Below are 14,270 nucleotides of genomic sequence, written 5' to 3' on the forward strand. Positions count from 1 at the left end.
GGTGGTCTCCTCAGAGGATGGAGCGGCCGACTCCGCCGCAGACGTCGATGCTGGTTCCGGTGATGTACGAGGCACGCGGCGAGAGCAGCGCGACGATCGCGTACGCGACCTCCTCGGCCCGGCCGAGCCGCCCGAGGGCGATCCCGCGGTCGGCGGCGAGCTCGGCCTGCCAGTCCTCGTAGGAGAGCCCGGACTCCGCGGCGGCGTGCCGGCGGGTCCACTGGCCGGTGTCGACGAGGCCGAGGCAGACCGAGTTGACGCGGATCCCCTCGGGGGCGAGCTCGGTGGCGAGGGACTTGGAGAGGTTGAGGATGCCGGCGCGGGCGGCGCTCGTCGTGATCAGCCGGGTCTCCGGCTGCTTGGCCAGGACGGCGTTGACGTTCACGATCGACGCGGCGTCCGAGGCGGCGAGGTGGGGGCGGGCGGCGTGCAGCGGGTTGAGGACGCCGGAGAACTTCAGCTCCAGCTCGTCGCGCCAGTCCTCGGCCGTCGACTCGTCGAGGCTCTTCATGCGGGACTGGCCCGCGTTGTTGACGAGCCCGTCGAGGCCCCCGAAGGTGTCGGCGGCATGCCGGACGAAGTCCCGTACGGCCGTCGCGTCCCGCACGTCGCAGACGCCGGTCAGGAGCCGGTCGCTGCCGAGGCGTGCCGCCGCCTTCGCGAGGCGGTCGGCGTCACGGCCGCAGGTCGCGACGCGCGCGCCCTCGTCCAGAAGGGCGCGGACCGTGGCCAGGCCGACGCCCGAGCTGCCGCCGGTGACCAGGACGGTCCGGTCGGCGAGGCCCAGATCCATGATTCTGCACTCCTGTGGGTCAGTTCATCGTGAAGCCGCCGTTGACGGCGATCACTTGTCCGGTGAGATAGCGGGACTCCTCGCCGAGCAGGAAGGCGACGAGACCGATGAGGTCGCCGGGCTCCTGCGGCCGCGAGATGGCCCGGCCCGAGCGGTACAGGTCGTGCCGTTCCTCGGGGACGGTCTCGGTGGCCTCGCACTCGGTGAGGCCGGGTGCGACCGCGTTGACGGTGATGCCCTTGTCGCCGAGTTCCCTGGCCATCGCCCGGGTCAGCGCGATGACCGCGCCCTTCGAGGCGATGTAGTGGGCGAGGCGGGGGGAGCCGTAGAGCGCGGCGTCCGAGGCGACGTTCACGATCCGACCCGGCGAGCCGAAGAGCGGGTACAGGGCCTTCGACACCAGCCAGGGGCTGCGGGCGTTGACCGTCATCAGGCGGTCCCACACCTCGACGTCGATGTCCTGGAACTCCTTGCCGCCGACGCCGTTGGCGAGAGCCGCGTTGTTGATCAGGCCGTACAGCGGACCCAATTCCCTCACGCGGTCCGCGAGTGCGCCGACCGACTCGGGGTCGGCCACGTCGCAGCGCACGAAGTGGGCGTCGAGCCCGTCACTTCGCAGACCCTCGACCGCCTGGGTCCCGCGCTCGGTGTCGAGCTCGGCGACCACGACGCGGAAGCCGTCCTCGGCGGCCCGGCGGGCCATGGCCAGTCCCAGGCCACGGCCCGCCCCGGTGACGACGACGGTGCCGGCGCCCCCTGAGGGGTCAGTCACGGGTGACACCGTGCATCGGCGAGTGCTCCGGGTACGTCGGGACCTGCGGCTTCTGCGTGCCGATGACGACGCAGAAGAGGGCGTCGGTGTCGCCCTCGTTCTTCAGGGACCGGGCCACGCCCGCCGGGACGACGATCATGTCGCGGTAGCCGAGGGTGCGGTACTCGACCTCGTCGGCGCCGCGGTGGATGCCGACGCGGACCTGGCCCTCCAGGACGAAGAAGGCCTCCTCGACGTCGTGGTGGGTGTGCTCGGGGCCCTCGGCGCCGGGCGGCAGCAGCATGTTGGAGAAGGTGAAGCCGCCGGACGGGAGGATCCGCGAGTCGTTCTCGTGGTTGCCGGTGGCGCCGGAGCCGACGTAGCGGATCTGGCCGCGGCGGTACTGCGGGCCCGCCTTCTCCTGGAAGGAGAGCGTGTCGAAGTCCGCGACGCGGGACTCCTTGGTGGCGATGAGCGAGTCGGTGTACTTGCCGAGGTCGCTGCCGTTGTCGTAGTCGGTGGTGGTCAGAGGCATGGCTGGACTCCTACTCGGGGATGCGGGCGGTGATGCGGAGGTGGGACAGGACCCACGCGTCGAAGCGCGCGGGCTGTTCCTGGTTGGCCAGGTGACCGGCGTCCTTGACGATCACGTAGGCGGTCTTGTGGAGGGCGCCGGCGAGGACCTGCGAGGCCTCGACGCCGGTGACCTGGTCCTGGTCGCCGCACAGGACGAGCGTGGGCGCGGCGATCTGGGGCAGTTCGGGCCGCAGGTCGGCGCCGGCCATGGACTCGGCGGCGTAGGCGTAGCCGGGCAGTCGCACGGACCCGGCCATGGTGTCGACGACGCGCTGTACGAGTTCCTCGGGCGCCCCGCCGGACACGAGCCGCGGCCCGCGCTTCTCGGCGAAGGCGCGCGGTCCGAGCTCGGCCAGCTCGGCGGCCCGCGCCCGCATGCCCTCCGCCTTGGCGGGGTCCGTGCCGGAGCCCGCGCTGGAGTCGGCGACGACGAGCGACTCGACCAGGTCCGGGTGGCGGGCCGCGAGCCGCAGCGCGATCACCCCGCCCCAGGAGACACCGAGGACGTGCGCGCGTCCGCCGCGCTCCCGGATGACCTCGGCCGCCGCGTCCGCGAACCCGTCGAGGTCCAGCGGACCTTCGGGATCCGGCGACTTGGCGTAGCCGGGCGCGTCCCAGGCCACGACCCGCGCGTACGCGGACAGCTCCGCCAGCTGCGGGGCGAACGCCGCCGACGAGGAGCCGATGCCGTGCAGGCACAGCAGCAGGGGGCCGTGGTCGCCCGCCTCCTCGACATGGACGTCGCTCACAGGATCTGGCCCGTCCGCCCGGCCAGCGCCGCCAGGCTGCGCAGCACCGCGTACGGCACGACCTGGCTGGTCGCGGGGTTGCCCGGGTCCGGCAGGTGCGCGACGTCGAAGCGGTACGCACCGTGCGCGCCGGACGCCTCGACGACGTGCCGCGTGTGGCGGGCGCCGGGGTCGGCGACGACCCGGACCCGCACAGCGTCCAGGTCGCCGACGGCGAGGGCGACCGAGGCGGCCACGTTCGTCGACTTGGGGAACTTCACGGGGATGTCGCGCGCCGTGCCGGACATGACCTCGACGGGCCCGGTCGCCGTCCGCAGCCTGGACAGCAACTCCTCGTCCATCCAGGGCTGTTCGAGGGTGGACGGCAGCTTGGTGGTGGTGAGCCGCACCTCGTCGAGGGGGCCGAGGGAGCGCACCGCCTGGAGGAGGTCGAGGCCGCCGACCGCGCCGCCGGTGAAGTACACCCGGCCGGGGCCCGCCGCGAGCAGCCGCTTGGCCAGCTCGTCGTCGGTCAGCGCCCCGGTCGACGCGACGAGCAGATCGGTGCCGGAGGCGAGGACCCGCTCACCCCACTCCCGTACGACACCCTGCCCGGCCGCCTCGACGATCAGGTCGCAGCACTCCAGGGCCTCGTCGAAGGTCCGCTGGGGTGCGGGCGCCGTGTCACCGAGAGGGCGGTTGTCGATGATGCACGTCAACTCGGCGCCGGGGACCTGCTGTTCGGCGAGTGCGGTGCCGACGACGCGGCCGATCGCGCCCCAGCCGACGAGGCCCACCTTGCGTACCGTGCTCATGCGTTGACCTCCAGGGAAGAGAGCGGGCCGGGGTCGGGGGTGCCGGCCATGTGACAGCGGATCTCCTTCGACGGCGGGCCCGCCGTGCCCCACAGGTCGGACAGCTCGGGCACGCGCCGCCACACCCGGGCGATCCACGCGTCCTCGACGATCTGCGCGACCTCGGACGTGTACTCGCACACGAGCCCGGACGGGTCGGTGAAGTAGGAGAAGGTGTTGTTGCCGGGACCGTGGCGGCCCGGCCCCCACTGCGGGTCGATGCCGTGGTGCTTGAGCCGGCCGAGCCCCCGCATGAAGTGGTCGACCGAACTCATCTCGTACGCCACGTGGTTGAGGGAAGCCCACTCGGCCTGGTTGAACGCGATGCAGTGGTGGTCGGCGTGGCAGCGCAGGAACGCCATCTGGTGCTCGGACCAGTCGGAGACGCGCAGCCCGAGGACGTCGCAGTAGAACGCGACGGACGCGTCGATGTCGGCGGTGTTCAGGACGGCGTGCGTGACGCCGACGGGGACGGCTGCGTCCCTGCCGCGCGGTGCGACCGCCTCGACCTGAGCGCTGATCTCCACGAGCCGCTGCTCGGGGTCGGTGAAGCGCAGGCCGTAGCCGCCGCCCACCTGGTCGAGCGGCCCGGGGCCGAAGACCGGGGTGATCCCGCGGGCCTCCAGGCGCCGGGCCGCCTCGTCGACCTCGGCGGGCGTGGCGACGGCGAACGCGAGCCGGCCCAGTCCCGTGCGGTCCGCGCGGGTGAGGTGCAGGACGTGGTGCTCCTCGCCGGTGCCGCGCAGCCACGCCGCCGCGCCGCGCTCCGCCTCGACGGTCCGCAGGCCCCAGACCTCCTCGTAGAAGTCGGCGGCCTCGGTGAAGGCGGGGGTGAGCAGCTCGACGTAGCGCAGGGAGCGCAGGCGGGCGACGGGTCCTGGCGATGGGTGGGGCATGAGTGTCTCCAGACGACGGGGCGCGGTCAGTTGGCCCAGGGCAGGGGCGCGTCCGAAGTGCCCCAGTACAGGGACTTCTGGCGCTGGTAGGCGCGGATGGCGTCGCGGCCCTTCTCCGTACCGAGACCGCTGTCCTTCACCCCGCTGAACGGGGTGGAGGCGCTGAACTGCTTGTACGTGTTGATCCAGACCGTCCCCGCCTCGATCCGGCGGGCCAGGCGCCACGCGGCCCGGTGGTCACGGGTCCAGATCCCGCAGGCGAGCCCGTAGACGGAGTCGTTCGCCTGGCGGACCAGGTCGTCCTCGTCGTCGTAGGGCAGGGCGACCAGGACGGGCCCGAAGATCTCCTCCTGGCAGGTCCGTGAGGTGTTGGGGAGCCCGTCGAGGACGGTGGGCAGGTAGTACGCGCCGCCCTGGTACGCGTCGCCCTCGGGCGCCCGGCCGCCGCACAGCACCCGGGCGCCCTCCGAGCGGGCCAGATCGACGTAGGCGGCGACGGAGTCCCGGTGCCGGTGGTGGACCAGCGGTCCGACCTGGGTGTCGGGGTCCGTGCCGGGACCGACGCGCAACTTGCTCACCCGCGCGACGAGTTCGCCGACGAAGCTGTCGTACATCTCGCGCGCGACGAAGAGCCGCGAACCGGCGATGCACGACTGACCGCTGGACGAGAAGATCCCGAACATCACGCCCGCCAAAGCCTGCTCGACGTCCGCGTCCGCGCGCACGATCGTCGGCGACTTGCCGCCGAGTTCGAGGGAGGCGGGGATCAGCTTCGAGGCCGCCACCGCCGCGATGGACCGGCCGGTCTCGGTGCCGCCGGTGAAGCCGATCCTGGTCACCAGGGGGTGGTGCACGATCGCGTCCCCGACGACCCGGCCGCTGCCGGGCAGGACCGACAGCAGGGCGGTGGGCAGTCCGAGTTCGCCGAGCGCCTGGTGGATCAGGCGCCCGAGCGCGAGGGAGACCAACGGGGTCCAGGCGGCGGGCTTGAGCAGGACGGCGTTGCCGCCGGCGAGGGCGGGCGCGATCTTCTGCGCGTCGCTGGCGACCGGCGAGTTCCAGGGGTTGATCGCGCCGACGACGCCGATCGGCTCGTACACGCTCATCGTCACGTACGGGCCGCGGGACGGGGTGAGGGTCTCCTCGGCCGTCTCCAGGGCCGCCGCCATGTACCGGAAGGTGCCGGCCGCGCTGAGCGCGAGGGCCTTCGTCTCGGTGAGGGTCTTGCCGGTGTCGGCGGTCTGGAGGGCCGCGAGCTCGCCGGCGGCCCCCTCGGTCAACTCCGCTACGCGGTAGAGGAGTCGGGCCCGCTGGTGGGGGAGGAGATCGCGCCAGGCCGGGTCGGCCACGGCGAGCGCGGCGGCCCGAGCGGCTTCGTCGACCTCGTCCGCGGACGCGGAGTGGACGGTGGCGAGCACCTCTCCGGTCGCCGGGTCGACGGTCTCGACCGGTTCGCCCGCGCCGCGTCGCCACTGGCCCGCGATCAGGATGTCGGTGGAGATGTCGTGAGGCACGGGCGGGACCTCCAGGGGTCTACGGCCTTCGGGAGAGGGGGGTGGAACGTTCAGCGCGGCGATGCCTGAGCGCTGAAGTGCTAGAAATCTAAGGGCTTAAGTAATTTCCCGCAAGACCCCCGGGTGAAGCAGTTGGCGCAGGGTGCCCGAGGTCGGTTGCGTGAAGGTAAAGGTCAAGTCACCGTGGATGTATCTAAGCCATTAACCATTGACCACTTAGATAAGTCCTCCTAGTGTCTGCGCAACTCCTCTGTTCGCGTTGCCGCGGAAGGACCCACCCTCATGACGACTGTGGCCAAGCCAGGTCTCGGCTCGATAGCCGCCCGACTCGAACGACTTCCACAATCCCGATGGCACGTGAAGGTCAGATTCCTGATCGGTGCCGTCACCTTCTTCGAAGCGTTCGACCAGCTCCTCTCCGCGTCGGCGCTGCCCGTCCTGATGAAGGACTGGCACCTGAGCACGGGCCAGGCGACCTTCGCCATCACCGCGGGATCCGTGGGCATGCTCCTGGGCGCCCTGGTCGCCGGGTGGATGGGAGACCGCGTCGGCCGCGTGCGCACCGTGGCCCTCGGCGTCGCCGTCACCGCGCTCGCGAGCCTTGCGGTGGCCTTCTCGAACAACATCGAGATGTTCTCGCTGTTCCGCTTCGTGCAGGGCCTCGGCATCGGCGGCGTCGTCCCCGTGGCGGCCACGTACATCAACGAGATCGCCCGCTCCGACAAGCGCGGCCGGTTCGTCCTGCTCTACGAGATGATCTTCCCGCTCGGACTGGCCGTGGCCACCCTGGTCGCCGTATGGGTGGTGCCGACCTTCGGCTGGCGCGCCATGTTCGTGATCGGCGCCCTGCCCGTCCTGCTCGCCGTCGCCCTGCCCAAGAAGGTCGTCGAGTCGCCCCGCTGGCTGCTCTCCCAAGGCCGTACCGAAGAGGCCGAGCAGGTCATCGCCCGCATCGAGGCGGAGGTCGCGGCCGCCACCGGCGCGGAGCTCCCAGAGCCGGCCGAGGCCCGCGCCGAGGACACCGCCCGGGGCCGCCTGCGGGAGCTGTTCACCGGCCGGTACCTGCGCCGCACGACCGTGCTCTCCGGGCTCTGGTTCGTCGCGTACTACGTCAACCACGGCATCTCCACCTGGCTGCCGTCGCTCTACACCAAGCACTTCGGGCTCGACCTGACCACCGCGCTCGAGTACACGCTGCTCAGCAACGTGACGGGCCTCCTCGGCACCTTCGCCGTCGCCCTCGTCATCGACCGCGTCGGCCGGCGCCCCTCCCTCGTGGCAGCACTCCTCGGCAGCGCACTCACCCTCGCGACGCTCGCCCTGGTCGGCGCGACCTCGGGCGGTCAGGTCGCGATCTTCGCCTCCTGCACGACGTTCTTCGTCTACGCCATCAACGCGGGCCTGTACCTGTACTCGCCCGAGCTGTACCCGACGCGCAACCGCGCCAAGGGCGCCGCGTTCGGCGGCCTGTGGAACCGCCTCGGCGTCATCCTGGGCCCGATCACAGTCGGCGCGATCATCGGCGGGGGCGGCAGCCTGACGCTCGTCTTCGCCCAGCTCGCCGTGGTCGCGGCGGTGGGCGCGGTGATCGCCCTCTTCGCGGTGGAGACGAAGGGGAAGACACTGGAGGAGCTCAACTCCTGACCTTCCGAACTCCCGGCAGATGCCGGGGTGTTCGGTGCCGGGTCTCTCGCAGGGGCTGCGAGGGACCCGGCTCTCTGTGTCTCCGGATGTCTCCGGGTCCGTCAGTGACCGCCGGATGTCTCCGGGTCCGTCAGTGACCGCCGCAGGCTGCCGAGCAGCGCGGCGAGCTGCCGTTGATCACCCGGCACGAGCCCGGCGAGCAGTTCCCGTTCGTGCGTGCGGCGGTCCTCGGACACGCGGCCGACCAGGTCGAGCCCGGCCGGGGTGAGGCTCAGATGGACGATGCGTCGGTCCTGGCCGTCCCGCTCGCGGGTGAGGAGACCGGCCTCCACCAGGCGGTCCGCGTGCTGGGTGACGCCGCCCGCGCTGACCGCGCCGGCCGCGGCGATCTCGCCCATCGTGCGCCGGTAGGGGGCGCCCACCGTCCGCAGGGCGGCCAGCACCTCGAAGGCGGCCAGGCTGATGCCGTGCCGTTTCACGACGCGGCCGATCAGGGTCCGGTAGCGCGCGGTGCAGTCGTTCAGCGCGGCGAATACCGCCGGAGCGGACGCGCCGGGAGCCTCGCGCACGGGCGGCCGGGGCGCCGTCTCAAGGTCCGGCTCGGGGGCCGGCTCGGGTACCCGCCCGGTCAGCGCCGCCGTCAGGACGTCCGCGAGGACGGGCTCCAGGGTGTCCGTCGGCACCGACGTGGCCGGTTCGTGGGCGAACAGATAACGCTCCATGATCACGCCGAAGAGGATGCTGCGGATCATGGCGATCCGCGCGTCCGCCGCGTCGCAGTCGCCGAGCAGTCGCCGCAGGGGCTCGCTCACCTGCCGGTCGAGGACCGTGGACAGCAGCTCGGCGCTGGGGGGATGGCTGAGCCCCGAGCGGATCAGCGCAGGCCAGGGGTCGTGCGCGGGGAGCCGGTCCCAGCGGTCGAGATAGTCGCGGGCGAGCGCGTGCGGCAGCTCGTCCCGGCCGACCGAGGGGTCGTCGAGCACGCCCTCGGTGACCCCGGTCCCGCCGCCGACGACCTCACGGAACAGTCCGTCCTTCGAGCCGAAGTACGCCATGACCAGGCCGGGGGTGACGCCCGCCTCGGCGGCGATGGCCCGGATGCCGACCCCCTTGTAGCCCTGGGCCGCGAACAGCCGACGGGCCGCCGCCAGCACGGCGCCGCGCCGCCCCTCGGGGTCGTGGGAGCGGCCGCGACGAGGCTCGGGGGCGGTCCGGTCCGGGGTGCTGTGCTCTGCGTCCACGTGCCTCAGATTAAACGAGTGTTCAGAATGGGGCGTTCGGGCCGGTCGTATGGGGCGACCCGCCCGGGACAGCAGCGCCGCCGCGCGCCCGGGCCGCCATCGCCGGACCGGCGCGTCCTAGCGGGGCACGTTTAAAAACAGCCGTTCAAAAACGCCCGTTCAAAAACGGCTCACGACGCGTGCACCGGCCCCGCGAGGCCGCTCAGCGCCCGTCCGCTGCCGCCCCGCCGCACGGCGATGAGCTCCGCCGCGATGGACACGGCCGTCTCCTCCGGCCCGCGCCCGCCGAGATCGAGGCCGATCGGTGAGCGCAGACGCGCCAGTTCGGCCTCGCCGAGCCCCGCGGACCGCAGCCGTGCCAGCCGGTCCTCGTGCGTGCGCCGGCTGCCCATGGCGCCCACGTACCCGGCCCTGCTGCGCAGCGCCAGTTCGAGGACGGGCACGTCGAAGCGGGCGTCATGGGTCAGCACGCACACGGCGGTGGCCGCGTCGACCTGGTCCTCGTGTGCCGCGAACCAGCGGTGCGGCCAGTCCACGACGACCTCGTGCGCCTCGGGGAAGCGCGCTGCCGTCGCGAAGACGGGACGGGCGTCGCACACGGTCACCCGGTGTCCGAGCAGTGCTCCGATCCGCACGAGGGGGCGCGCGAACTCGACCGCCCCGCACACCAGGAGGTGCGGCGGCGCCCCGAAGACCTGCACGAACAGCTCCCGCTCGGGCGCGCACGACGGGTCCGGGCCCGGCTCGCCGACGCGTACGAGGCCGCTCGTGCCACGGGCGAGCAGCGCTTCGGCGGCCTGGGCCGCGGCCCGGTCGAGCCGTGCGTCGCCCAGCGACCCGCTCACCCCGGAATCACCCACGGCGAGGCTTCCCGGCCCGCCCTCCGTCGGTGTCACCAGTGCCACCGGGACATGAGCCGCGAGGTCGGCGGCCACCCGGGCGAGCGGTGCGGCGGCGGTGACCTCGCGGATCAGCACCTCTATGGTTCCGCCGCAGGTCAGGCCCACCGAGAAGGCGTCGTCGTCGCTGACCCCGTACGTCTCGCGGGCGGGCCCCGCACCGGCGAGGACGTCCTCCGCGACCGCGCACACCGCGGCCTCCACGCAGCCGCCGGAGACGCTGCCGACGACGCGGCCGTCCTCGGCGACCAGCATCGACGTACCCGCGGCGTGCGGGGCGGAGCCCCAGGTGTGGACGACCGTCGCCATCGCGAAGCGGGTCGTGGAGGCCTGCCACGCGGCTGCCTGGTCGATCACGTGTCGCATGTCTCTCACCTCGAGCACATCGAATCGGCTGCACCCTCTTGCCAAGGAGAAACTTTAGTGTAAATCATTTTAGGCATTAGATAGATGCGTCGACCCGAGAGGCCTGGTGGAAGCCGGTTGAAACCGACACCCTTTGACTACAGCGCTCCAGGCAGTGTCGGCGAGGTGCTTGCCCTCCTCGCCGACGAGGAGCGGGAGGCCAAGGTCCTGGCCGGCGGCCAGTCCCTGATCCCCATGCTCAGCATGCGCCTCGCCCGCCCGGGGCTGCTCGTCGACATCACGCGGGTCCCCGGCCTCGACCGCCTGTACGCCGACGCGTCGGGCGCCCTGCACATCGGCGCCGCCGTCCGCCAGTCCCGGGCCGCGGACGACCCCGTGGTGCGCGACGGGTGGCCCCTGCTGGCGGCGGCGATCCGGCGCATCGGGCACCCGCAGATCCGCCACCGCGGCACGGTCTGCGGCAGCCTCGCGCACCACGACCCCGCCGCCGAACTGCCGGCCGCCGCGCTCGCCCTCGACGCCCGCTTCGTGATCGCCGGACCCGGCGGCACTCGTACCGTCGGCGCCGCCGACTTCTTCGTGGCCACCTTCCAGACCGCCGTGGCGCCCGACGAGCTCCTCACCGAGGTCGTCCTGCCGCCCCGGGCCGGTGACGGCTGGGCCTTCGAGGAACTCGCCCGCAGACACGGCGACTTCGCCACCGTCGGTGTCGCGGTCACCCTGCGCCGGGCGCCGGACCGGCGCACGGTCGCCGCCGCCCGCGCTGTCTTCTGCGGCGCGGGCCCCGTACCCGTCCGCCTGCCCGCCGTCGAGGAGGCGCTGACCGGGACCGACGCGGGTGCGGCGGCCCTCGACGCGGCCGCGTCCGCCGCGCTCGCCGGGCTCATGCCCGCCGACGATGTCCACGCCACGGCCGCCTACCGCCGCGAGGCCGCCGCCCACCTCCTCGTCCGTGCCTGCACCCTCGCCTGGGAGCGCTGCTCATGACCACCGACCTCGCCACCTCCGACCCGGCGACGGCCACGCACGCCGCCCCGCCGCCGCTCGCCGAACCCTCCGGCTGGCACGAGATCCGCCTGACCGTCAACGGCGCGCCCGTGACCGCCCAGGTGGAGTCCCGGCTGCTGCTCAGCGACTTCCTGCGGGACCGGCTGCGCCTCACCGGCACCCACGTCGGCTGCGAGCACGGCGTCTGCGGCGCCTGCACCGTCCTCGTCGACGGGGAGCCGGCGCGCTCCTGCCTGACCCTGGCGGTGCAGTGCGCGGGCGCCGAGCTGCGCACGGTCGAGGGCCTCGCCCCCGGGGACGCCCCGCTCACCCCCGTACAGCGGGCGTTCCACGAGTGCCACGGGATGCAGTGCGGCTTCTGCACCCCCGGATTCGTGATGACGGCGACCGCGCTGACCGAACAGCCCCAGCGGCCCGACGCGGCTGATGTCGCCGACGCCCTCAGCGGACACCTGTGCCGCTGCACGGGCTACCGCAACATCCGCCGTGCCGTGTGCCAGGCGCTGGACGAGCGCTTCGCCGACGGCCCCGCCGGGCGGGGGGAGTGACCCGTATGTCCCACGGACCGTCCCACGCACCCCAGCAGCCCGCGCCGGACGGCGGCCCCTGGACCGGCCGCCCCGTTCCGCGCGTCGAGGACGACCGCCTCCTGCGGGGCAACGGCCGCTACGTCGACGACGTCGCCCTGCCCGGCGCCGCCGAGGCCGCCTTCCTGCGCAGCCCGCACGCCCACGCCCGCATCCGGTCGGTCGACGTCACCGCCGCGCTCGCCGCCCCCGGGGTCGTCGCCGTCTGGACCGGCGCCGACGTGGCCCATCTGCCCGCCATGCTCAACAGGGAGGAGCTGCGTACCCCGCCCGGCCTCGCCGAACTCCTCGACCCGTACGTCGCGATCACCCCGATGCCGCTCCTCGCCACGGACAAGGTCCTCTACGTCGGTCAGCCCGTCGCGGTCGTCCTGGCCGAGAACCGCTACCTCGCCGAGGACGCCCTCGAACTCGTCGACGTCCGTTACGCGCCCCTGCCCGTCCTCGTCGACCCCGACCGCGCACTGACCGAGGGCGCCCCGCTGCTCCACGACGACCTCCGCGACAACACCGCCGTCGCCGTGGCCACCAATGTGGGCGACCCCGACGCGGCGTTCGCCTCGGCCCACACCGTCGTCAGCGAGGAGTTCCAGGCCCACCGCTACGTCGCCTCGCCCATCGAGACCCGCGCGGTCTCGGCCCAGGTCGACCCGTACAGCGGCGAGCTGACCGTCTGGTCCAACACCCAGACCCCGCACCGGGTGCGGGAGGCCACGGCGCACACGCTCGGCCTCGACCCGGAGCGCGTCCGCGTCATCGCCACCGACGTCGGCGGCGGCTTCGGCCAGAAGGGCATCCTCTACGTGGAGGAGATGCTCGTCCCGTACGCGGCCCGCGTCCTTGGCCGCCCCGTGCTCTGGCGCGAGGACCGCAACGAGAACCTGACGGCCTCCTCGCACGCCCGCGAACAGATCCACCGCATCGAACTCGCCGCGGACGCCGAGGGCCACCTCCTCGCCGTACGCGACCGCATCACCGTCAACTTCGGCGCGTACAACATGACCGGCCTGGTCGTGCCCTACAACTCGGTGTGCCACCTCCTCGGCCCCTACCGCGTCCCGCACGTGGACATCGACGTCGTCGGTGTCCTCACCAACACCACCTTCGCCACGCCCTATCGGGGAGCGGGCCGCCCCGAGAGCGTCTTCGCGATGGAGCGCGCGATGGACCGCCTCGCCGCCGAACTCGGTCTCGAACCGGCCGAGTTGAGAGCGCGCAACCTCGTGGGCCCCGACGAGATGCCGTACGCGACGGGCCTCGTGGACCGCTCCGGCAAGCCGCAGTCGTACGACTCCGGGGACTTCCCCGAGCTGCTGCGGCGCGCCGTCGCCAAGGCCGACCTCGAAGGGGTGCGCGCCCGGCAGCGCGAGGGCGGCCGCGACGGCAGGCTCGTCGGGATCGGCTTCGCGATGTACATCGAGGCGACCGGACTCGGCCCGTTCGAGACCGCCCGCATCGACATCGCGCCCAGCGGCCGGGTCAAGCTCGCGATCGGCGCACCCTCCCAGGGGCAGGGGCATCGCACGTCCATGGCACAGATCGCCGCCGACGCGATCGGGGTGCCCTTCGACGCCGTCGACGTGGTGGGCGGGGACACCTCCGCGACGCCGTTCGGCGTCGGCACCATCGCGAGCCGGGCCCTCGTCAACGCGGGCAACGCCACGCACCGGGCCGGCCGCCTCGTCCGCGAGAAGATCATCGAGGCCGCGGCGCGCCGGCTCGGCGTCCCCGCCGACGGCCTCGACCTGCGCGAGGGCGTCATCACGGCCAAGGACGCCGAGAAGCCGGCTCTGACCCTCGCCGAACTCGCCGGCCGGGCCCCGCTTCCCGGCACCCCCGAACCCACCGACGGCCGGCACGGCACCGAGCTCAGCGAGACCGTGCACTTCCGCCCGCCCGGCTTCGCCGTCTCGAGCGGCGCGCACGCCGCCGTCGTCGAGGTCGACGAACACACCGGAGAGACCGAGATCCTGCACTACGTGGCCGTCCACGACGCGGGCGTCATCGTCAACCCGATGATCGCCGAGGGCCAGGTCACCGGCGGTATCGCCCAGGGCATCGGCGGCGCGCTCTACGAGGAGATGATCTACGGCCCCGACGGCCAGCCCCGTACCGGCACCTACATGGACTATCTGGTGCCCACCTCGTCCGAGATACCCGACCTCGACCTCGACGAGATCCACACCCCGAGTCCGATGAACGACCTCGGCGTCAAGGGCCTCGGCGAGGGCGGCGCCATCGCCCCGCAGGCCGTCCTCGCGAACGCCGTCGAGGACGCGCTGCGCCCCTTCGGCGTGGTCGTCCGGCGCGGCCCCCTCTCACCCAGCCGCGTCCGCGACCTGCTCCGCGCGGCCGGCCGGCCCACGACCGCCCGCTGACCCGGCGCCCCTCCGACCCGACGATTGGACACCCA

General features: G+C 73.0%; 13 protein-coding genes. 4 read left to right on the plus strand and 9 right to left on the minus strand.

Translation table 11 applies throughout. The features are described from left to right. Positions 1 to 10: 10 nt before the first annotated feature. Genes OG456_RS29485 through OG456_RS29515 form a run of 7 tightly spaced genes read right to left on the minus strand, consistent with a single transcriptional unit; the run spans position 11 to position 6,112 of the window. On the minus strand, positions 11 to 793 hold the full coding sequence (locus OG456_RS29485) for an SDR family oxidoreductase (RefSeq protein WP_266566209.1): 783 nt from the start codon (positions 791 to 793) through the stop codon (positions 11 to 13). A gap of 19 nt (positions 794 to 812) precedes the next feature. Beyond that, on the minus strand, positions 813 to 1,565 hold the full coding sequence (locus tag OG456_RS29490; RefSeq protein ID WP_266566215.1) for an SDR family oxidoreductase: 753 nt from the start codon (positions 1,563 to 1,565) through the stop codon (positions 813 to 815). Beyond that, the gene (locus OG456_RS29495) at positions 1,558 to 2,079 is read right to left on the minus strand and encodes a cupin domain-containing protein (protein WP_266566217.1); all 522 of its coding nucleotides are present in this window, start codon (positions 2,077 to 2,079) and stop codon (positions 1,558 to 1,560) included. Before OG456_RS29495 ends, OG456_RS29490 begins: the two co-directional genes overlap by 8 nt. A 10-nt stretch (positions 2,080 to 2,089) precedes the next feature. Further along, a complete protein-coding gene (locus OG456_RS29500; RefSeq protein ID WP_266566219.1) occupies positions 2,090 to 2,869 on the minus strand; it encodes an alpha/beta fold hydrolase in 780 nt (259 codons plus the stop codon). Continuing rightward, the gene (locus OG456_RS29505) at positions 2,866 to 3,663 is read right to left on the minus strand and encodes an aspartate dehydrogenase domain-containing protein (protein WP_266566221.1); all 798 of its coding nucleotides are present in this window, start codon (positions 3,661 to 3,663) and stop codon (positions 2,866 to 2,868) included. The genes OG456_RS29500 and OG456_RS29505 overlap by 4 nt, the downstream gene beginning before the upstream one ends. After that, entirely contained in the window at positions 3,660 to 4,598 is a 939-nt protein-coding gene (locus tag OG456_RS29510; protein ID WP_266566223.1) for a VOC family protein, read from the minus strand. The genes OG456_RS29505 and OG456_RS29510 overlap by 4 nt, the downstream gene beginning before the upstream one ends. Before the next feature lie 26 nt (positions 4,599 to 4,624). Then, positions 4,625 to 6,112, minus strand: a complete 1,488-nt coding sequence (locus OG456_RS29515; RefSeq protein WP_266566225.1) for an aldehyde dehydrogenase — start codon at positions 6,110 to 6,112, stop codon at positions 4,625 to 4,627. Between the two features lie 282 nt (positions 6,113 to 6,394). On the opposite strand from OG456_RS29515, the gene OG456_RS29520 reads away from it, so the two are divergent. After that, positions 6,395 to 7,756: an MFS transporter gene (locus OG456_RS29520; RefSeq protein WP_266566227.1), complete on the plus strand. Its 1,362-nt coding sequence runs from the start codon at positions 6,395 to 6,397 to the stop codon at positions 7,754 to 7,756. 101 nt (positions 7,757 to 7,857) lie between these two features. Here the strand turns inward: OG456_RS29520 and OG456_RS29525 are convergent, their stop codons facing one another. Further along, positions 7,858 to 8,997 carry a TetR family transcriptional regulator gene (locus OG456_RS29525; RefSeq protein WP_266566229.1) on the minus strand — a complete coding sequence of 380 codons (1,140 nt, stop codon included), beginning with the start codon at positions 8,995 to 8,997 and terminating at the stop codon, positions 7,858 to 7,860. 170 nt (positions 8,998 to 9,167) lie between these two features. Continuing rightward, a complete protein-coding gene (locus tag OG456_RS29530) occupies positions 9,168 to 10,262 on the minus strand; it encodes an XdhC family protein (protein WP_266566231.1) in 1,095 nt (364 codons plus the stop codon). Positions 10,263 to 10,379: 117 nt separating this feature from the next. Here OG456_RS29530 and OG456_RS29535 point away from each other — a divergent pair, with 117 nt between their 5' ends. The 3 genes from OG456_RS29535 to OG456_RS29545 are packed head-to-tail and all read left to right on the plus strand — an operon-like array spanning position 10,380 to position 14,235. Next, on the plus strand, positions 10,380 to 11,249 hold the full coding sequence (locus OG456_RS29535) for a xanthine dehydrogenase family protein subunit M (RefSeq protein ID WP_266566233.1): 870 nt from the start codon (positions 10,380 to 10,382) through the stop codon (positions 11,247 to 11,249). Then, positions 11,246 to 11,818: a (2Fe-2S)-binding protein gene (locus OG456_RS29540; RefSeq protein ID WP_266566235.1), complete on the plus strand. Its 573-nt coding sequence runs from the start codon at positions 11,246 to 11,248 to the stop codon at positions 11,816 to 11,818. Before OG456_RS29535 ends, OG456_RS29540 begins: the two co-directional genes overlap by 4 nt. 5 nt (positions 11,819 to 11,823) lie before the next feature. Beyond that, a complete protein-coding gene (locus OG456_RS29545) occupies positions 11,824 to 14,235 on the plus strand; it encodes a xanthine dehydrogenase family protein molybdopterin-binding subunit (protein WP_266566237.1) in 2,412 nt (803 codons plus the stop codon). Positions 14,236 to 14,270: the final 35 nt, after the last annotated feature.

The sequence above is a fragment of the Streptomyces sp. NBC_01446 genome, from assembly GCF_026340095.1.
In the GTDB taxonomy this organism is placed as follows: Bacteria; Actinomycetota; Actinomycetes; order Streptomycetales; family Streptomycetaceae; genus Streptomyces; species Streptomyces aureus.